13 protein-coding genes are annotated in these 18,713 nt (G+C 62.2%); all 13 read left to right on the top strand.

Annotated elements, in window-relative coordinates:
- The first annotated feature begins 209 nt into the window (after positions 1–209).
- The 13 genes from tssF to AF70_RS17855 all read left to right on the top strand — a co-directional run bounded on the left by tssF (position 210) and on the right by AF70_RS17855 (position 18,710).
- Positions 210–1,997 (top strand): type VI secretion system baseplate subunit TssF, encoded by a 1,788-nt coding sequence (tssF, locus tag AF70_RS17915; RefSeq protein ID WP_028939168.1) that lies wholly within the window; start codon positions 210–212, stop codon positions 1,995–1,997.
- The gene (gene tssG / locus AF70_RS17910) at positions 1,961–2,968 is read left to right on the top strand and encodes a type VI secretion system baseplate subunit TssG (RefSeq protein ID WP_019580441.1); all 1,008 of its coding nucleotides are present in this window, start codon (positions 1,961–1,963) and stop codon (positions 2,966–2,968) included. The genes tssF and tssG overlap by 37 nt, the downstream gene beginning before the upstream one ends.
- Positions 2,969–2,981: 13 nt before the next feature.
- Positions 2,982–5,627: a type VI secretion system ATPase TssH gene (gene tssH / locus AF70_RS17905; RefSeq protein ID WP_028939167.1), complete on the top strand. Its 2,646-nt coding sequence runs from the start codon at positions 2,982–2,984 to the stop codon at positions 5,625–5,627.
- Positions 5,628–5,637: 10 nt separating this feature from the next.
- Positions 5,638–7,155, top strand: coding sequence for a sigma-54-dependent Fis family transcriptional regulator (locus AF70_RS17900; protein WP_028939166.1), 1,518 nt, complete (start codon positions 5,638–5,640; stop codon positions 7,153–7,155).
- 93 nt (positions 7,156–7,248) lie between these two features.
- Positions 7,249–7,389 carry a hypothetical protein gene (locus tag AF70_RS17895; RefSeq protein WP_007894589.1) on the top strand — a complete coding sequence of 47 codons (141 nt, stop codon included), beginning with the start codon at positions 7,249–7,251 and terminating at the stop codon, positions 7,387–7,389.
- Between the two features lie 17 nt (positions 7,390–7,406).
- The gene (tagH, locus tag AF70_RS17890) at positions 7,407–8,603 is read left to right on the top strand and encodes a type VI secretion system-associated FHA domain protein TagH (RefSeq protein ID WP_028939165.1); all 1,197 of its coding nucleotides are present in this window, start codon (positions 7,407–7,409) and stop codon (positions 8,601–8,603) included.
- A 5-nt stretch (positions 8,604–8,608) separates the two neighbouring features.
- Positions 8,609–9,109, top strand: coding sequence for a type VI secretion system lipoprotein TssJ (gene tssJ, locus AF70_RS17885; protein WP_028939164.1), 501 nt, complete (start codon positions 8,609–8,611; stop codon positions 9,107–9,109).
- Positions 9,110–9,111: 2 nt separating this feature from the next.
- On the top strand, positions 9,112–10,443 hold the full coding sequence (tssK, locus tag AF70_RS17880; protein ID WP_028939163.1) for a type VI secretion system baseplate subunit TssK: 1,332 nt from the start codon (positions 9,112–9,114) through the stop codon (positions 10,441–10,443).
- A gap of 5 nt (positions 10,444–10,448) precedes the next feature.
- On the top strand, positions 10,449–11,324 hold the full coding sequence (gene icmH, locus AF70_RS17875) for a type IVB secretion system protein IcmH/DotU (protein ID WP_018927447.1): 876 nt from the start codon (positions 10,449–10,451) through the stop codon (positions 11,322–11,324).
- A gap of 13 nt (positions 11,325–11,337) precedes the next feature.
- Entirely contained in the window at positions 11,338–14,877 is a 3,540-nt protein-coding gene (gene tssM / locus AF70_RS17870) for a type VI secretion system membrane subunit TssM (RefSeq protein ID WP_028939162.1), read from the top strand.
- The gene (locus AF70_RS17865; RefSeq protein ID WP_028939161.1) at positions 14,877–15,605 is read left to right on the top strand and encodes a PP2C family serine/threonine-protein phosphatase; all 729 of its coding nucleotides are present in this window, start codon (positions 14,877–14,879) and stop codon (positions 15,603–15,605) included. The genes tssM and AF70_RS17865 overlap by 1 nt, the downstream gene beginning before the upstream one ends.
- Complete coding sequence (locus AF70_RS17860; RefSeq protein ID WP_028939160.1) at positions 15,602–16,633, top strand: serine/threonine-protein kinase; 1,032 nt, start codon at positions 15,602–15,604, stop codon at positions 16,631–16,633. The genes AF70_RS17865 and AF70_RS17860 overlap by 4 nt, the downstream gene beginning before the upstream one ends.
- 28 nt (positions 16,634–16,661) lie before the next feature.
- Complete coding sequence (locus tag AF70_RS17855) at positions 16,662–18,710, top strand: type VI secretion system tip protein VgrG (protein WP_028939159.1); 2,049 nt, start codon at positions 16,662–16,664, stop codon at positions 18,708–18,710.
- Positions 18,711–18,713: the final 3 nt, after the last annotated feature.

Below are 18,713 nucleotides of genomic sequence, written 5' to 3'. Positions count from 1 at the left end.
GCGGTGAGAGTGACACTTTGGCTTCCACTCGCGGCGCTGCTGATTTTGATGTTGGTCGAACACGGTAGCGCCTCGCCGGGTTCCCGATGATGTTTGGCGGGCTGGCTTTTTTACCGTACCTGCTCATCGCCAGTTACGTAGTTGTCGGTCTGACAGTCGCGCTCTACAGGACGTTTTTTTCATGAGTTCCACTACCAGGAAGGTACCCCGTGTCCTTTAACCACTACTACCAAAGCGAACTCACCGCACTTCGCCAGTTAGGTCGTCGTTTCGCCGAGCGTAGCCCGGCGTTGGCGCCTTTTCTCGGTCAGGCCGGGCGGGATCCGGACGTGGAGCGGTTGCTGGAAGGTTTTGCATTCCTGACCGGGCGCCTGCGCCAGAAGCTCGATGACGAGTTGCCGGAGCTGAGCCATTCGTTGATGCACCTGCTGTGGCCCAACTACATGCGGCCGCTGCCGGCGTTCAGCATTCTGCAGTTCGACCCGCTGAAGCGTTCGGGTCCTGCGTTGATGGTCGAGCGCGACACTCCGGTTGAGAGCGTGCCGATCGATGACGTGCGTTGCCGCTTTCGCACCTGCTACCCGACCGAAGTGTTGCCGCTGGATCTGGCTGCGCTGAATTACTCGGTGAAGGGCGACGGTTCGTTGTTGAGCCTGCGTCTGGAGATGAGCGCTGACGGTCACCTCGGCGAACTGGAACTGAGCCGTTTGCGTTTGTACTTCGCCGGTGAGCGTTACATCAGCCAGATGCTTTACCTGAGCCTGTTGCGCAACCTCGAAGGCATTGAGCTGATCCCGCTGGACGGCGCCGGTAAGCCCATCAACGGCGTAAGCGGTCAACCGATGGCGTTCAAGATGCCCGGTGACCGTGTGCAGCCGGTGGGTTTTGCCGAAGAGGAAGCGTTGATCCCGTATCCGCTGAACACCTTCCGAGGCTATCGCTACCTGCAGGAATATTTCGCCTTTCAGGACAAATTCCTCTTCGTTGATATCAACGGTCTGGACCTGCTCAAGGCATTGCCGGAAGACACCCTCAAGCAAATGCGCGGCCTTGAGTTGCGCTTCGATATTCGCAAGAGCGGCATCATGCGGATGCGGCCGACCCTGGATAACGTGAAGCTCTACTGCACGCCGATCGTCAACCTGTTCGAGCACGATGCGCTGCCGATTCGCCTCGACGGCAAACAAGACGAATACCTGCTGCTGCCGGCCGAATACGACCTGGAAAACTGCGGCGTGTTTTCGGTGGAAACCGTGACTGGCTGGAAGCCCGGCGGCCTCGGCTATCAAGAGTACGTGCCGTTCGAATCCTTCGAGCACGACCCGAGTTTCGACGTGCCCAACAGCCGTCCGCATTACAGCATCCGCCAGCGTTCGTCCTTGCTGCACGACGGCCTCGACACCTACCTGAGCTTCGGCATCCGCCACACCGAAGCCCACGAAACCCTGTCGATCGAGCTGATGTGCACCAACCAGAACCTGCCGCGCAAGCTCAAGCTCGGCGACATCCGCATGGCCTGTGAAGAGACCCCGGAGTTTTTGAGCTTCCGCAACATCACCCCGGCCACGTCGAGTTTCGCGCCGCCGCTGAACCGCGACTTCCTCTGGAAGCTGATCAGCAACATGTCGCTCAACTATCTGTCGCTGGCCGACGTCAACGCGTTGAAGGTGATTCTCGAAACCTACGACCTGCCGCGCTACTACGACCAGCATGCGGAAAAAGTCAGCAAACGCCTGCTGGGCGGGCTCAAGTCGATCAAGCACCAGCATGTCGACAGATTGCACCGAGGGTTGCCGGTTCGCGGGTTGCGCACCGAGCTGACCATCGACCCGGAAGGGTACATCGGCGAGGGCGACCTGTTCGTGTTCGCTTCGGTTCTTAACGAGTTTTTCGCGCTCTACGCCAGTCTCAATTCGTACCACGAGCTGCGGGTAAAAAGCACACAGGGAGAGGTGTACCAATGGACACCACGTATGGGCCTGCAGCCCCTGCTTTAAGCGGGCTGACCCGGGTAATACGCGAGTACTCGCTGTTTCAGGCCGTGCTGCTGGTGATTGACCGGCTGCGCGATGCACACCCGCACCTGAGCGAAGACGACCTGTACGACCAGCTGGAATTCCAGGCCAACCCGAGCCTGGGTTTCCCTGGCAGCGATGTCGATCGCGTGGAGTTTTTCGAAGAACACGGGATGAGGCGCGCGCGTCTGCGCTTCAACCTGATCGGCCTGGTCGGCTCCGGTTCACCGTTGCCTGCGTTTTATGGCGAACAAGCGCTGGGTGACAGCGAAGACGGCAACCCGACTCGCAATTTCCTCGACCTGTTCCACCATCGCCTGCAACGGCTGATGCTGCCGATCTGGCAAAAGTATCGCTACCGCGCGAGTTTCCAGAGCGGCGCGCTCGACCCGTTTTCGGCGCAGCTGTTTGCCCTGATCGGCCTCGGCGGCGAAGAGATCCGCAAGGCCCAGGAACTGAACTGGAAACGCCTGCTGCCGTACCTCGGCCTGCTCAGCTTGCGGGCGCACTCGGCGGCGTTGATCGAAGCGGTGCTGCGCTACTACTTCAAGCACGCCGAGCTGACGATCGAACAGTGCATCGAGCGCCGCGTCGAAATCCTCGACGAGCAGCGTAATCGCCTCGGTCGCGGCAACAGCATGCTCGGCGAAGACCTGGTGCTGGGTGAACACGTACGCGACCGCAGCGGCAAATTCCGCATTCACATCCGCGAGCTCGACTGGCAACGCTTTCACGAATTCCTGCCGATCGGTTTCGGCTACCAGCCGCTGTGCGCGCTGGTTCGGTTCACCCTGCGTGACCCGCTCGATTACGACATTCGCCTGGTGCTGCGCCAGGAAGAAATCCGCGAACTTCGCATCGGTGAGCAGAACGCCTGTCGCCTGGGGTGGACCAGTTGGCTCGGCCGCGAAAAAGCGGATGGCGTGGTGACCCTGGGCAGCAAAATTCATTAAGGACAGATGACACATGATCAACGTAGACCTGCAACAACTTATCCAGGCGCTGGACGCCGAAACCCGTCGTGATCTGGAAAGTTCTGCCGAACGCTGCGTCGCCCGTGGCGGCAGCAAGATCCTCGTCGAAGACTTGCTGCTGGGCCTGCTGGAGCGTCCGCAAGGTCTGCTCGCACGGGCGTTGCAGGATGCCGAAGTGGACGCTGGCGAGCTGAGCGCCGCGCTGCAATCGCGGGTCGAGCACAGCGCCTCGCGCAACCCGGTGTTCGCCCCGGAGCTGGTGCAGTGGCTGCAAGACGCCTTGCTGGTGGCCAACCTCGAACTGGGCCAGAGCCAGGTCGAGCAGGCCGCGTTGATCCTCGCATTGCTGCGCAACCCGATGCGCTATGCCGGCAGCCGTTATCAGTCGTTGCTGGCCAAGCTGAACATCGAGCGCCTGAAAGAATTCGCCCTGTCGCAGAAAGAACAACCGGCCACCGGCAAACCGGCGGTGCCCGGCGAATCGCTGCTGGAGCGCTTCACCCACAACCTGACCCAACAGGCCCGCGACGGCAAACTCGACCCGGTGCTGTGCCGCGATGGCGCGATCCGTCAGATGGTCGACATCCTCGCTCGTCGGCGCAAGAACAACCCGATTGTGGTGGGTGAAGCGGGGGTCGGTAAAACCTCCATCGTCGAAGGCCTGGCCTCGCGCATCGCCGCCGGTGAAGTGCCGCAAGTCTTGAAAGGCGTTGAGCTGCTGTCGCTGGACATGGGCCTGTTGCAGGCCGGCGCCAGCGTCAAAGGCGAGTTCGAACGTCGCCTCAAAGGCGTGATTGACGAAGTCAAAGCCTCGCCGAAGCCAATCATCCTGTTCATCGACGAAGCCCACACCCTGATCGGCGCGGGCGGCAACGCCGGCGGTTCCGACGCGGCCAATCTGTTGAAACCGGCCTTGGCCCGTGGCGAGTTGCGCACCATCGCCGCCACCACCTGGGCGGAGTACAAAAAATACTTCGAGAAAGACCCGGCCCTGGCCCGTCGTTTCCAACCGGTGCAGCTGCACGAACCGACTGTCAGCGAAGCGGTGACCATTCTGCGTGGCCTGGCTCAGGTCTACGAGAAGAGCCACGGCATCTACCTGCGCGATGACGCGGTGGTTGCTGCGGCCGAATTGTCCGCCCGTTACCTGGCGGGTCGTCAGCTGCCGGACAAGGCCGTCGACGTGCTCGACACCGCCTGCGCCCGCGTACGCATCAGCCTCGCCGCAGCCCCGGAAAGCCTGGAACGCCTGCGTGGCGAGCTGGCCGAAGGTGGCCGCCAGCGTCAGGCCCTGCGTCGTGACGCCGAAGCCGGTCTGCTGATCGATCACGAAGCGCTGGACGCTCTGGAAGATCGCCTGGCCGACGCCGAGGACGAAAAGGTCGCCCTCGAAACGCTGTGGACCGAGCGGAAAGAACTGGCCGAGCGCCTGCTGGAATTGCGTCAGCAACTGGCCAAGGCTCGCGAAGCCGCCGCCGAGCTGACCATCACGGTCGAGGAAGACGCCGAAGGCACCGTGATCGAAACGTTGCCGGTGGACGAAGCGCAAAGCGTTGAAACCCTGGAAACCGCGCTCAACGAAACTCACAAAGCGCTGACCGAGCTTCAGGTCAAAGAACGCCTGGTGAGCTTCGAAGTCTGCCCGCGTCTGGTGGCCGAAGTGATCAGCGCCTGGACCGGTGTGCCATTGGCGCAACTAGCCCGCGAACACAACGCCAAGGTCGCAAGCTTCGCCACCGACCTGCGCACCCGTATTCGTGGTCAGGAACAAGCGGTTCATGCGCTGGACCGTTCGATGCGTGCCACCGCTGCTGGCCTGAACAAACCTGATGCACCGGTCGGCGTGTTCCTGCTGGTCGGCCCGAGCGGCGTTGGCAAGACCGAAACCGCGCTGGCCCTCGCTGATTTGTTGTACGGCGGTGATCGTTTCATCACCACCATCAACATGTCCGAGTTCCAGGAGAAGCACACCGTGTCGCGTCTGATCGGTGCGCCGCCGGGCTACGTCGGTTACGGCGAGGGCGGCATGCTCACCGAAGCCGTGCGGCAGAAACCGTACTCGGTGGTGTTGCTTGATGAAGTCGAAAAAGCCGACCCGGACGTGCTCAACCTGTTCTACCAAATCTTCGACAAAGGCGTGGCCAACGACGGGGAAGGGCGCGAGATCGATTTCCGCAACACGCTGATCCTGATGACCTCGAACCTGGGCAGCGACCGCATCAGCGAACTCTGCGAAGACGGTGCGCGGCCGACCGCCGAAGTCCTCGAAGAAACCATTCGCCCGGTGCTCAGCAAACACTTCAAACCGGCATTGCTGGCGCGCATGCGCGTGGTGCCTTACTACCCGGTGGGCGGCCCGGTGCTGCGCGAGCTGATCGAAATCAAACTCGGTCGTTTGGGTGAGCGCCTGAACCGCCGTCAGCTGGATTTCACTTACTCCCAGGACCTCGTCGATCACCTGGCCGAACGCTGCACTCAAAGCGACAGCGGCGCGCGCCTGATCGACCACTTGCTCGACCTGCATGTGCTGCCGTTGGTGGCCGACCGTTTGCTCGATGCGATGGCCACCGGTGAAAGCCTCAAGCGCGTGCATGCGACGCTCGACGGCAATGCCAGCGTGACGTGCGAGTTCGCCTGAGGTGGGTGTGATGTTCACTCAAGTGCCGCAACCGCTGGTCTATGCCGAAGCCTTGCTGGCGCAGTTCGCCAGCCTGTCGCGGGCGGCGGACAGCACTGTGCTGCTGGGTGACTTCGTGCGCGGCCTGGCCGAGCTCAGCGGTTGCGAGCTGACGCAGTTGTACCTGCTGGACGCGACCCACACCTGCCTGGGGATGAACGCCGAGTGCCTGAACGGCGTTCTGCAACCCCGGGAAGGGGCCAGCCTGCCGGCGGATTACAACGGTGAACAACTGCTGCAATACGCCCTGTGCCAGAACCGCGTGGTGTGCCTCAGCGAGCTGAGCGGCAGCCTGCACGAAACCAGTTTCCTGCCACCCCAGGCCATGCCCTGGCAGTCGCTGCTGTGCGTGCCGCTGGTCAATCAGCAGAAGGCTGTCGAAGGGTTGCTGCTGTGCGCCAGTCGCCGGGTAATCGACCTGCAAGGCTTTGCCGATTCCCTCGGTCAACTGGGCTCGTTCGTGCTCGGTCAACTGCACTTGCTGCAGCGTTTGCGTCAGCCGACCGGTGATACACGCCCGGCGCCGCTCAACGTCCCGAGCGCCAGCGGTTATGGCCTGATCGGCAAGAGCGCGGCGATGCGCCAGACCTACTCGTTGATCAGCAAAGTCCTGCACAGCCCGTACACCGTGCTGCTGCGCGGCGAGACCGGCACTGGCAAGGAAGTGGTTGCGCGGGCGATTCACGATTGCGGCCCGCGCCGGTCCCAGGCGTTCATCGTGCAGAACTGCGCAGCGTTCCCCGAGAACCTGCTGGAAAGCGAGCTGTTCGGCTACCGCAAAGGCGCCTTCACCGGTGCCGACCGCGACCGCGCCGGGCTGTTCGATGCGGCCAACGGCGGCACCTTGCTGCTCGATGAAATCGGTGACATGCCGTTATCGCTGCAAGCCAAGTTGCTGCGGGTATTGCAGGAGGGCGAGATCCGCCCGCTGGGCTCCAACGACACCCACAAGATCGACGTGCGGATCATTGCCGCGACGCACCGGGATTTGTCGGTGCTGGTCAGCGAAGGCAAGTTCCGCGAGGACTTGTACTACCGCCTCGCGCAATTCCCGATCGAACTGCCGGCGCTGCGTCAGCGTGAAGGCGACATTCTCGATCTGGCGCGGCACTTCGCCGACAAGGCTTGCGCGTTTCTGCAGCGCGATGCGTTGCGTTGGTCCGACGCGGCGCTGGTTCACCTGTCCGGTTATGCCTTCCCCGGCAACGTTCGCGAACTCAAAGGGTTGGTCGAGCGCGCGGTACTGCTGTGCGAGGGCGGCGAGTTGCTGGCCGAGCATTTCTCCCTGCGCATGGAAGCCATGCCGGAAGACAGCAGCCTGAACCTGCGCGAACGCCTGGAGCAGGTCGAGCGCAGTCTGCTGCTCGACTGCCTGCGCAAAAACGACGGCAACCAGACCCTCGCCGCCCGCGAACTCGGGCTGCCACGGCGCACGCTGCTGTACCGCCTCGGGCGGCTGAATATCAATTTGGGTGACTTTGATGGGTAGGCAAAAGACCTTCGATTTCGCCTCATTTGCTTCTAACAGCGCCACCCGAAAGGGTCGGCGCTTTGTGCTTTGTCTACCTCTGGAGACCCTCTGATGCCTGTTCGTCACTGGCAAGCCGTCCTGCTGACCCTCGTCGTTCTATGCGGCCTCGGTGGCTGTAGCGGCAATTACAAATACAACGACAACACCTATCGCCCATTGGGTGATCCGCAGGCGGTCAATCGCGGCAAGTGACCGCAAGGAGCATCATCATGGAACTGGTTTTCGAAATGCTGAACACCAAGCAGTTCGTGCCCACGGATTTGTGCCAGAAGACCTTCAAACAGGCCGGTGGCGTGATCGGCCGGGACGAGGACTGCGACTGGATCATCCCCGACCGCAAGCGTCATCTGTCTAACCACCACGCGGTGATCAGCTACCGCGAAGGCACGTTTTTCCTGACCGATACCAGCAGCAACGGTATCCAGGACAGCGAAAGCGGCGCACGCCTGCGCAAGGGCGAGCCGATGCGCATCGAGCACGGCAGCGTGTATGTGCTGGGTGACTTCGAGATTCGCGCGCGACTGGTGCGCGACCCGGCGACGTTCGACGTCGAAGTCGGCCGTCCGCAGGCCGCGGGCAGCATCATCCCGGACGATGCGTTCCTCGACCTCGATCCGCTCAATGCTCTTGACCAGCAAGAGCGCGTGTACTCGGAAATCGAGGAGCTGATTTCCCCGAGCACGGTGATTGAGGACACCCGTCAGCGCGCCGACTACGCGCGCATCGACATGGAAAGCCTGATGGTGCCGGAGCTGATCGCCGCCACGGCAGAGCCTGCGCCAGCCCCGCCGCCAAAAGCGGTTGAGCGTCAGAGCGAAGGTTTCTGGGAGCACTTCGGTGCGGCGTTGGGCGTGGACCTCAAAGGCCTCGACCACGATGCCCGCGAAGCCCTGGCCCTGAACGCCGCACGCCTGCTCAAGCAGAGCGTCGGCGGTTTGCAGCAGAGCCTGCGCACCCGCAGCGAGCTGAAAAACGAACTGCGCCTGGCCCAGACCACCGTACAAGGCAGCCAAAAGAACCCGTTGAAATTCGCCGTCGATGCCGGTGAAGCGCTGGGCATTCTGTTGCAGGGCAACAAGCCGGGCCAATTGCCGGCCGAGCAAGCGATCTCCCGTGCGTTCCGCGATTTGCAGGCGCATCAGGTGGCCTTGCTGACCGCCAGCCGCGCCGCCGTTCGCGGCACTCTTGAACACTTCTCGCCACAACAGCTGACCCTGCGTTTCGAGCGCGACAACAAGCCGTTGCTCGCCACCTCCGGCAGTCGCTGGAGAGCTTATGGGCGTTATCACCAGGCCCTGCGTCAGGACGATGACTGGAGCGAGCGCCTGCTGGCCCGCGACTTCGCCCAGGCCTACGAAGAACAGATCCGCCTAATTTCCACCCTTCACACCGACCACCAAGGATGATGCGCATGTCTCGCTGTTCCACCGCTTTTTTCAATATGCTGACTGCGTTCGCTGCTTTGGTGCTGCTGGCCGGTTGCTCGTCGCTGTCGCCGTATTCCACCGTGACCAAACTCAACCTGAAGCTGACCGCCAGCGATCAATTGAACCCGGACCTCAACGGTCGTCCATCGCCGATCGTCGTGCGCCTGTTCGAGCTCAAGCACCCGGTGGCCTTCGAGAACGCTGATTTCTTCAGCCTCTACGAACGCGCCAAGGAATCCCTGGCCCCGGACCTGGTGGCCAGCGAAGAACTGGAACTGCGCCCAGGCGAAACCGTCGAGCTCAAGCTCAGCGTGGAAGAGGGCAGCCGTTACGTTGGCGTGCTCGCCGCCTACCGCGACCTGCCGGAAACCAAGTGGCGCTACACCGTGCAAATCACTCCGGTGCAAGTCACCGCGGCTGACCTGACCCTCGATCAGGCCGGCATCCGCAATACCCATGAAACGCTCGCCAAGGCGGATGACTGAACATGAATGCCCATAAAGTCATTTGGCAGGAAGGCATGCTGCTGCGTCCGCAGCACTTCCAGCACAACGATCGTTACTACGACCACCAGATGAAGACCCGCACCCAGTTGCTGGGTAGCTACACCTGGGGCTTCCTCAACCTGGAAATCGACTTGCAGTTCCTCAACATGGGCAAACTGGTGATCAGCCAGGCCTCGGGGATTCTGCCGGATGGCAGCCTGTTCGAACTGGGCGGCAACACCGAGCCGCTGGCCCTGGACGTGCCGCCGAACACCGGCAACACGCCGATCTATCTGGCGCTGCCGCTGGTGACCGGTAACCACATCGAAGCCCGTCGCCCGGAGCAATCCGACGTGCTGGCGCGCTACACCGCGTACGAAGCGGAAGTCGCCGACTCCAATGCCGGCGACGACTCCGCCAGCCAGGTCAGCTGCGCCCGTCCGGACTTCAAGCTATTGCTCGGCGAGCAGCAGAGCGATCAGGCCTACGTGAAACTGAAGATCTGCGAAGTGCTCGATACCACGCCCGACGGCGTGATCAGCCTCGACCCGGATTTCGTGCCGACCTACATTCAGGCGCACTCGTCCAGCTACCTGCTGTCGTGCCTCAAAGAAGTGATCAGCATGCTCGGCCACCGGGGCGACACCATCGCTGAACGGCTCCGTTCCAACGGCAAGGTCGGCGGCGCGGAAGTCGGCGACTTCATGATGCTGCAACTGATAAACCGCACCGAAATGCTGCTGCGCCATTACCTCGGCCTGGAACAGGTTCACCCGGAAGAGTTGTACCGCACGCTGCTGACCATGCTCGGTGATCTGGCGACGTTTTCCAGCGACAGCAAACGCCCGCGCCTGGACAGCCGTTACCAGCACAGCGACCAGGGCGCGAGCTTCCGCAAACTGATGGAAGCGATTCGTCAGGTGCTGTCGATGGTGCTCGAACAGCACGCCATCGAGCTGATCCTGCAAGCGCGTCAGTACGGGATCATCGTGTCGCCGTTGCACGACCACAAACTGCTGGGCTCGGCTTCGTTCGTGCTCGCGGCCAGTGCCAACTGCGACTCCGAAGAGCTGCGCCATCGCTTGCCGGCGCACCTCAAGGTCGGCCCGGTGGAGCGTATCCGCCAACTGGTCAACCTGCACCTGCCGGGCATCAAGGTCAAACCGTTGCCGGTGGCCCCACGGCAGATCGCGTTCCACTCCAACAAAACCTATTTCATCCTCGAACTCAGTTCCGAAGACCTGGCGCAACTCGAGCGCTCCGGCGGCTTCGCGTTCCACGTGTCCGGCGAATTCGCCGAGCTTGAACTGAAATTCTGGGCCATCAGGAACTGACCGACATGATCAAGGACATGGAACACACCCAGGACGACAAAACCGTCCTGCTCGACCGCCAGGGCCACGGCCCGGCCTCGAGTCCGCTGACTGACTTCGCGGCACCACCGCGTTTTGAACAGTTGGAAGAACGGATGATCTATGCCGCGCGCCTGCGCCCGGCCGAAGCGTTCAACATCAGCCTCAATTCGCTGGTGGCGGCGGCGTCCGAACTGCTGTCGGAAGTGGTGCGGCTCAAGCACAGCGACACCCGCGAAGACCTGTACGCGCTCAACGAACGGCTGACCGCCGGGCTGAAACTGTTTGAAGTGCGGGCGCTGCACAATGGCGCCGAAAGCAGCCAGGTGATGGCCGCCCGTTACGTGCTCTGCACCGTGGTCGACGAAGCCGTCGTCACCACGCCGTGGGGCAACGAAAGCGAGTGGTCGCAGATGAGCCTGCTCAGCAGCTTCCACAACGAAACCTTCGGTGGCGAGAAGTTCTTCCAGCTGCTGGATCGCCTGTCGAAAAACCCGGTCAAGCACCTGCCGATGCTGGAGCTGATGTACCTGTGCCTGTCCCTCGGCTTCGAAGGCAAGTACCGCGTGCAAGCCCGCGGCATGCTCGAGCTCGAAGGCATCCGCGACGCTCTGTATCGGCAGATTCGCCAACTGCGCGGCGACGTGCCTCGCGAGTTGTCGCCGCATTGGGAAGGCTTGAACGATCAGCGTCGCAGCCTGGTGCGCATCGTGCCGGCGTGGATGGTGGTGCTGTTCACCGTAGTCTGCCTGGTGGTGATGTATTCGGGCTTCGCCTGGGTGCTGGGCGAACAACGCGAAACCGTTCTGCAACCTTATCAGCAGCTTGATCCGGCCACGGCTCAGCCGCAGTCGAAGCCGTAAACAGGGACGTGTGATGAAAAAGTTTTTCAAGAAAGTCGGCGCATTCCTGCGCCAGACCTGGGTCTGGACCCTGTTGCTGGTGCTGTTCGTTGCGCTGCTGGTGTGGTTCGTCGGGCCGCTGCTGGCGGTCAATGACTACAAATTCTGGGAAGGTTCGACCTCCCGTTTGCTGACCATCAGTGTGCTGTTCCTGATCTGGGGCCTGACCATGGTCTTCGTCAGCTGGCGCGCCGGTGTGCGCAAAAAGGCTGTGGAAGCCACCGAAGACGGCCAGGACCGCATTCGCCGTGAAGAGCTTATCGACGAAGAAGAGAAAGAGTTGAAGGTGCGTTTCAAGGACGCCCTGAAAACCCTGAAAACCTCGAGCCTGTATCGCGGCCGCAGCGAACGCTGGCGCAGTGATTTGCCGTGGTACTTGCTGATCGGCCCGCAGGCCAGCGGCAAGACCAGCCTGCTGGACTTCTCGGGCCTTGAGTTTCCGATCAACAAGATCGACCGCAAACTCACCCGCGACACCCTCGGCACGCGGCATTGCGACTGGTACTTCGCCGACCACGGCGTGCTGATCGACACCGCCGGGCGTTACCTGACCCAGCCGGATGCCGAAGTCGATGGCAGTGCCTGGAGCACCTTGCTCGACCTGCTGCGCAAGCGTCGCCGCAACCGCCCGTTGAACGGCGTGCTGGTGACCATTCCGGTGGAAACCCTGCTGAGCGGCAGCGAGCAGGACCTCGAAACCCTGGCCCGCCAGGTGCGTGCGCGCCTGCAAGACGTGCATCAGAAACTGCACGTCGATGTGCCGATTTATCTGGTGTTGAGCAAGGCCGATCGCCTGCTCGGTTTCGACGAGTTCTTCGATCAACTGACCCGCGAAGAAAGCGATCAGGTCCTCGGCACCAGCTTCCGCAAAGAGCAGAGCGGCACCGATGTGGCCGTGCTGCGCGCCGAATTCGAAGAGCTGCTGCGTCGTCTCAACAGCCAGGTGATCATGCGCATGCACCAGGAGCGCGACACCCAGCGCCGTGGCCGCATCCTCGACTTCCCGCATCAACTGGGGCAGATCGGCGAGCGCCTGTGCCTGTTCGTCGACCTGGCGTTCACCGGCAACCGCTACCAGCGTGTCAGCCAGTTGCGCGGTTTCTACCTGACCAGCGCACCGCACCTGACTCAACAGATGGACCAGACCACCGCCAGTATCGGCGCCAACCTGGGCATGAGCGCCGGCATGCTGCCAACCCTGCGCAGCGGCCGTTCGCGGTTCATTCACCATTTGCTCAGCCGGGTGATCTTCCCCGAGGCCGACCTGGCCGGTCTGGACAAGCGCGAGCGCAGCCGCATCCACTGGGGTCAACGTGCCCTGTACGTGGGCGCACTGGCGGCATTGGCGCTGTTCGGCATGCTCTGGGCGGGCGGCTTCTCGGCCAACTATGAGCGTCTGGAAAACCTGCGTTCCCTGGCACAAACCTGGAACCAGCAACGCTCGGCCCTGACTGCGCGCGATGACTCCATGGCGGTGCTCAAGACCCTCGACACCAGCTACGCGGCGACACAAGTGTTCCCGAACAAAGGTGACGTGTCGTACCACGAACGTGGTGGCCTGTACCAAGGCGAAGACGCCAACCCGGTGGTCAAGAGCGCCTATGAGCGTGAGCTCGAAGCGCAACTGCTGCCACGGGTTGCGACGCTGCTCGAAGGGCAGATCCGCGCCAACATGAAAGACCGCGAACGTCTGCTCAACAGCCTGCGCGCGTACCTGATGCTGAACATGAAAGATCGTCGCGATGCGGCATGGCTCAAGGATTGGGTCGCCACTGACTGGTCCCTGCGCTACGCCGGCAACACTGCGGTGCAGAATGGTTTGAACACCCACTTCGAGCGTTTGCTCAAGCAGCCGTTTATCTACCCGCTCAACGAACAACTGGTGGCGCAGGCGCGTCAGGTGCTGCGCAGCGAGTCGCTGGCCAACGTGGTTTACCGGATGCTGCGCGAGCAGGCTCGCAACCTGCCGGAATACCGCCTGAGCCAACACATCGGCCCGCAGGGTTCGTTGTTTGTCGGCACCGATTACGTGATTCCGGGGTTCTACACCCAGCAAGGCTATCAGCAGTACTTCTCGGTCCAGGGTGCCGCGCTGGTTACCGATATCCTGCGCGACAACTGGGTGCTGGGCGAAGGCTCGGGCATCAGCGGCATGGACTTGCGTCGCCTGATGGTCGAACTGGAGCAGCTGTACTTCCGCGACTACGCCAACTTCTGGAGTGAAGCGGTCGGCCAGGTGGCACTGCCCGCGATCAGCGATTTCAGTGAGGGTGCCGAGCAACTGGCGGGCCTGACGTCGGCCAATTCCCCGGTACTGCAACTGCTGGTGGAAGTGCGCGAGAACACCCGTTTCCCGGCGGAAGCCGAACCGGTTGATGAGGCGGCCGATGCCGCTGCAAAACTGGGCGAGCAGAAGGGCAAGCTCGGCAAGTTGGGCAAACTGGCGTCGGCCGCAGCGGATGCGGCGTCTGACATGGCCGCGACCAAAAACCTGCCGGACACCGCGAAGAAATCCCTGCAACGTCGCTTCGAACCGCTGCACCGCTTGCTGGATGACAACAACGGCCCGGCCGCTGATTTGACTCCGGCCCTGCAGGCACTCAACGACCTGCAAATGCAAATGGCCAGCCTGGCCCGCGCCAGTTCTCCAGAGCAGGCCGCGTTCGAAATGGCCAAGACCCGCATGAGCGACCAGCGCGACTCACTGAGCAACCTGCGCAATGCGTCTAACCGCCTGCCACGTCCGGTGAGTGTGTGGTTCAACGTGCTGGCCGAAGACACCTGGCGTCTGGTGCTCAACGATTCTTACCAGTACCTGAACCAGCGTTATCAGAGTGAGCTGTACAGCTTCTACGGCAAGGCGATCAACAAGCGTTACCCGTTCAGCGCCCACAGCACCAGCGACGTCGCGATCAGCGACTTCCGCGAGTTCTTCAAGGCCCAGGGCATCGCCGATCGGTTCTTTGATACCTACATGCGTCCATTCGTCAGTGGCGATCCAGGCAACTATCGCCTGCGCAGCATCGACGGTCACAGCATGCCGATCTCCAAGGTCTACCTCGACCAGATGGCCGCGGCACAAGTGATCCGCCAGAGCTTCTTCTCGATCAACCCGGCCGAGCCGCAAGTGCAGTTCAAACTGGAGCCGTACACCCTCGACCCGGCGGTCAGCCGTTCCGAGTTCAAGTTTGGCGATAAGACCATTGAATACCGCCACGGCCCGATCGTGCCGGTGTCGTTCAAATGGCCGACCGATGCCGAAGACGGTCGCACCAGCCTGGTCCTCGACAAAATGGCTGGCCGCCCGATCGGCATCGAGAAGAACACCGGCCCATGGTCGCTGTTCCGTCTGTTCGACCTGATGCAGACCGAGTACCTGACCGGTCGCGACGTGCTGGTGCTCAAGGCAGACGTGGGTGGCCTGCGCGCCAACTACTTGCTGTCGAGCCAGCGCACGCCGAACCCGTTCGACATGGGCGTGCTGCGCACCTTCCGTATGCCGGTGCAGCTCTGATGCTGGTTGCCAACCCCTGGCGCAGCGCTGCGCGTACCGATCCGGGCAAGGTTCGGGCGCGCAACGAAGATGCCTTTCTCGACTGTCCACAGCAGGGGCTGTGGGTGGTCGCGGACGGCATGGGCGGTCATCAGGGTGGCGACATCGCCAGCCAATTGATCGTCGCCAGCCTGGCGGAATTGCCGGTGCAGGACGACTTCGACGAACGACTCAAAGGCATTCGCCAGTGCTTGCACTGGCTCAACCGCCGCTTGGGTCAGGAGTTGACCGTCACCGCCGGGCGTCACGACAGCATCATGGGCAGCACCGTGGTGGCGCTGCTGGTGGAAGGCAATCGCGCGGCCTGCATCTGGGCCGGCGACAGCCGCTGCTACCTGTGGCGCGGCCAGCGTTTGTATCAGCTGTCCAAGGACCATTCGCTGCAACAGCAACTGATCGACGAACAGAACATGAGCGTCGAAGACGCTCGCGCGCATCCTGCTGCTCATGCGCTGACCCGTGCGGTCGGCGCTGCCGAGCAACTGACGCTGGATGTGTTGGAACTCGAGGTCTATCCCGGCGATGCGTTTCTGTTGTGCAGCGACGGTTTGTATCAAGGGCTGACTAGCGATGCCCTGGGCAACGCCCTGAGCCTGACCGCGCCGCACGTTGCGCTGGAGCGTCTGTTCGACGGCGCTCTGCGTGGCTCGGCCCGGGATAACCTGACTGCCGTGGTGATCCGCCAATGACTGAATTCATGCCACCGATCGACGACCTGCTGGTGACCGAGGAAGAAGCCAATAACCTGACTTACTTCGCTTTCGCCACGCGGCTAAACGGAAAGCCGCTAAACGGAAAACCGCATCAGGCCGAACCTGCGCTGGCGCCGACCCGGGCCAGCATCGGTGAACTGCCCGACGTGCTCGCGGGGCGTTACCGCATCGAGCGCCTGCTCGGTGCCGGTGGTATGGGCGCGGTTTACCGTGCACGGGATCTGCTGCGCGAACAGTTCGGCGATCCCGACCCTTACATTGCGCTGAAAATCCTCAGCGAAGAATTCGCCGAATCGCCGGACGCCAGTGCCTTGCTCTACAGCGAGTTCACCCTGACCCGACGATTGCGCCACGACAACGTGCTGCGTTTGCACACCTTTGAAGTGGACACCGACTGCCAGCGTGCCTTCATCACCATGGAACTCATGCGTGGGCTGACCCTGGACAAATTACTCTGCGAGCGGCCCTTGGGCCTGCCGTGGAAAGAACTGCGCGACATCGCGCTGCCGCTGCTCGACGCACTGGCCTACACCCACGCGCGCGGCGTGCTGCATGGTGACATGAAGCCGAGCAACGTGATGCTCAGCGAAGAGGGCGTGCGCCTGTTCGACTTCGGTCTTGGCCAGGCCGAGGAGGGCATCTTGCCCGGCCTGCCGCACCTGAGCCGCGACCGCTTCAACGCCTGGACCCCCGGCTACGCCGCCCCCGAACTGCTTGAAGGCCAGCCACTCTCGGCCAGCGCGGACGTGTACGGCGTGGCCTGCGTGCTCTATGAACTGGCGGGCGGCAAACACCCGTTCCGCCGCTTGCCGTCGACCGAAGCCCGCGACGGGCGCCTCGACCGCGAGCTGCATGCACCTCGAAACCTACCCAAACACTGCTGGCCAGCCCTGCGAACGGCGCTGGCTTTCGATGCGGCCAAGCGCACCATCACCGCCGCCCAATTGCGTGACGCCCTGGGTGCCACTTCGTCTTTGCTGCAACGCCTTCGACTGTGGGCGTAACGGATGACTACCGAACAGGGAGCAAGCAATGTTCAACTCAGCTAGCGAAACGCACTTCAGCCTCACCGTCGAAGACTACGTCGGCGACCTGCAAGTGCTGTCGTTCACAGGCACCGAAGGCATCAGCCAGCCGTATCGCTTCGACCTGGAACTGGTCAGCGAAAACCCGGACCTGGACCTGGAAAAACTCCTGCACAAGCAGGCGTTCCTCGCATTCGATCCGAAAGGTAGCGGCATCCACGGCCAGATCTACCGCGTCGCCCAAGGCGATGCCGGCAAGCGCCTGACCCGCTACAAAGTCTCCCTGGTGCCGCACCTGCAATACCTGCATCACCGCACCAACCAGCGAATCTACCAGCAGATGTCGGCGCCGAAAATCATCGCCCTGATCCTCGAAGAACACGGCATCAAAGGCAACGCCTACAAAATCCAGTTGAGCCAGCCGTGCCCGGACCGCGACTACTGCGTGCAATACGACGAAACCGACCTGCACTTCGTCCAGCGCTTGTGCGAAGAAGAAGGCATTCACTACCACTTCCAGCACAGCGAAAAAGCCCATCTGCTGGTGTTCGGCGACGACCAGACCGTGTTCCCCAAACTCGGCCAGCCCACCGCCTACGTCCAAGGCAGCGGCATGGTCGCCGACGAACCGGTGATCAAAGGCTTCAAACTGCGCCTGGAAACCCGCACCGGCCGCGTCACCCGTCGCGACTACGACTTCGAAAAGCCCAACCTGCGACTCGAAGCCGGCTATAAACCCGACGGCAAACCCGACGGCGAAAGCACCGAACCGGACCTCGAAGACTACGACTACCCCGGCCGCTTCCTCGACCGCGCCCGCGGCAAATTCCTAAGCCAACACGCCCTGGAACGCCACCGCGCCGACTACCAGCAAGCCGAAGGCCATGGCGACCAAGCCACCCTCGTCAGCGGCCACTTCCTGGAAATCTCCGACCACCCGCGCACCGAGTGGAACGACCTCTGGCTGCTTACCGAAATCGTCCACGAAGGCAAACAGCCGCAAGTGCTCGAAGAGGCGGTGACCAGCGACACCACCGACAACAAAGACGACTTCCACCAGGGCTACCGCAACCGTTTCCTCGCCACCCCGTGGAACGTGTTCTACCGCCCGGCCCTGGAACACCCAAAACCACGCGTCCTCGGCAGCCAGACCGCCATGGTCACCGGCCCCAAAGGCGAAGAAATCCACTGCGACCCATACGGCCGCATCAAAGTGCAATTCCACTGGGACCGCGAAGGCCTGGCCGACGACAAAACCAGTTGCTGGATGCGCGTCTCTTTGAGCTGGGCCGGCGACCGCTACGGCGCCATCGCCATCCCGCGCATCGGCATGGAAGTGCTCGTCACCTTCCTCGAAGGCGACCCCGACCAACCGCTGGTAACCGGTTGCCTGTACCACAAGGAAAACCAGGTTCCCTACGACCTGCCAGCGAACAAAACCCGCACCGTCTTCAAAACCCTCAGCTCACCGGGGGGCGGCGGGTTCAATGAACTGCGGATTGAAGACAAGAAAGGTGCCGAGCAGATCTTCATCCATGCCCAGCGGGATTGGGATGAAAACATCGAGCACGACCAGAAGATTCGGGTGGGGAATGAACGCCACGACACGGTGGTGAAGAACACCTACACCGAACTGAAGGCTGAGGAACACCGCACCACCATCAGCGACCGCAAGATCGAAGCACGGATGGACGACCACCTGGCCATCGGCGAAAACCAGCACGTGAAACTCGGCACCGCGCAACTGACCAGCGCCGGGAAAGAGATTCACATCAAGGCTGGGGACAAGATTGTCATTGAGGCGGGGACTGAGCTGACCATTTTGGGGGGCGGGAGCTTTATCAAGCTGGATGGCGGTGGTGTGACGGTGGTTGGGCCGGTGGTGAAGATTAATGCGGGTGGGTCGGCTGGGTCGGGGACCGGGATCGGGATTCAACCGCCGGTGCTGCCGGGGGCGGCGGATAAGGATAAGGCGGGGAGTTTGATGGATCAGGCGTTGTTGAATGCGCCGCCTGAGAAGGTTAAGCCGAAGGCTTTTTTTGTGTTTTCTGAGTGATCG

Origin of the sequence: Pseudomonas sp. KD5 (genome assembly GCF_012932895.1) — a bacterium.
GTDB lineage: Bacteria > Pseudomonadota > Gammaproteobacteria > Pseudomonadales > Pseudomonadaceae > Aquipseudomonas.
Note: the sequence above shows the minus strand (reverse complement) of the source record. Positions and strands in the feature narration are given on the sequence as shown.

Coding starts and splice junctions, on each gene's coding strand:
- tssG (WP_019580441.1), top strand. CDS start 1,961: ATGGACACCACGTATGGGCCTGCAGCCCCTGCTTTAAGCGGGCTGACC.
- tssH (WP_028939167.1), top strand. CDS start 2,982: ATGATCAACGTAGACCTGCAACAACTTATCCAGGCGCTGGACGCCGAA.
- AF70_RS17900 (WP_028939166.1), top strand. CDS start 5,638: ATGTTCACTCAAGTGCCGCAACCGCTGGTCTATGCCGAAGCCTTGCTG.
- AF70_RS17895 (WP_007894589.1), top strand. CDS start 7,249: ATGCCTGTTCGTCACTGGCAAGCCGTCCTGCTGACCCTCGTCGTTCTA.
- tagH (WP_028939165.1), top strand. CDS start 7,407: ATGGAACTGGTTTTCGAAATGCTGAACACCAAGCAGTTCGTGCCCACG.
- tssJ (WP_028939164.1), top strand. CDS start 8,609: ATGTCTCGCTGTTCCACCGCTTTTTTCAATATGCTGACTGCGTTCGCT.
- tssK (WP_028939163.1), top strand. CDS start 9,112: ATGAATGCCCATAAAGTCATTTGGCAGGAAGGCATGCTGCTGCGTCCG.
- icmH (WP_018927447.1), top strand. CDS start 10,449: ATGATCAAGGACATGGAACACACCCAGGACGACAAAACCGTCCTGCTC.
- tssM (WP_028939162.1), top strand. CDS start 11,338: ATGAAAAAGTTTTTCAAGAAAGTCGGCGCATTCCTGCGCCAGACCTGG.
- AF70_RS17865 (WP_028939161.1), top strand. CDS start 14,877: ATGCTGGTTGCCAACCCCTGGCGCAGCGCTGCGCGTACCGATCCGGGC.
- AF70_RS17860 (WP_028939160.1), top strand. CDS start 15,602: ATGACTGAATTCATGCCACCGATCGACGACCTGCTGGTGACCGAGGAA.
- AF70_RS17855 (WP_028939159.1), top strand. CDS start 16,662: ATGTTCAACTCAGCTAGCGAAACGCACTTCAGCCTCACCGTCGAAGAC.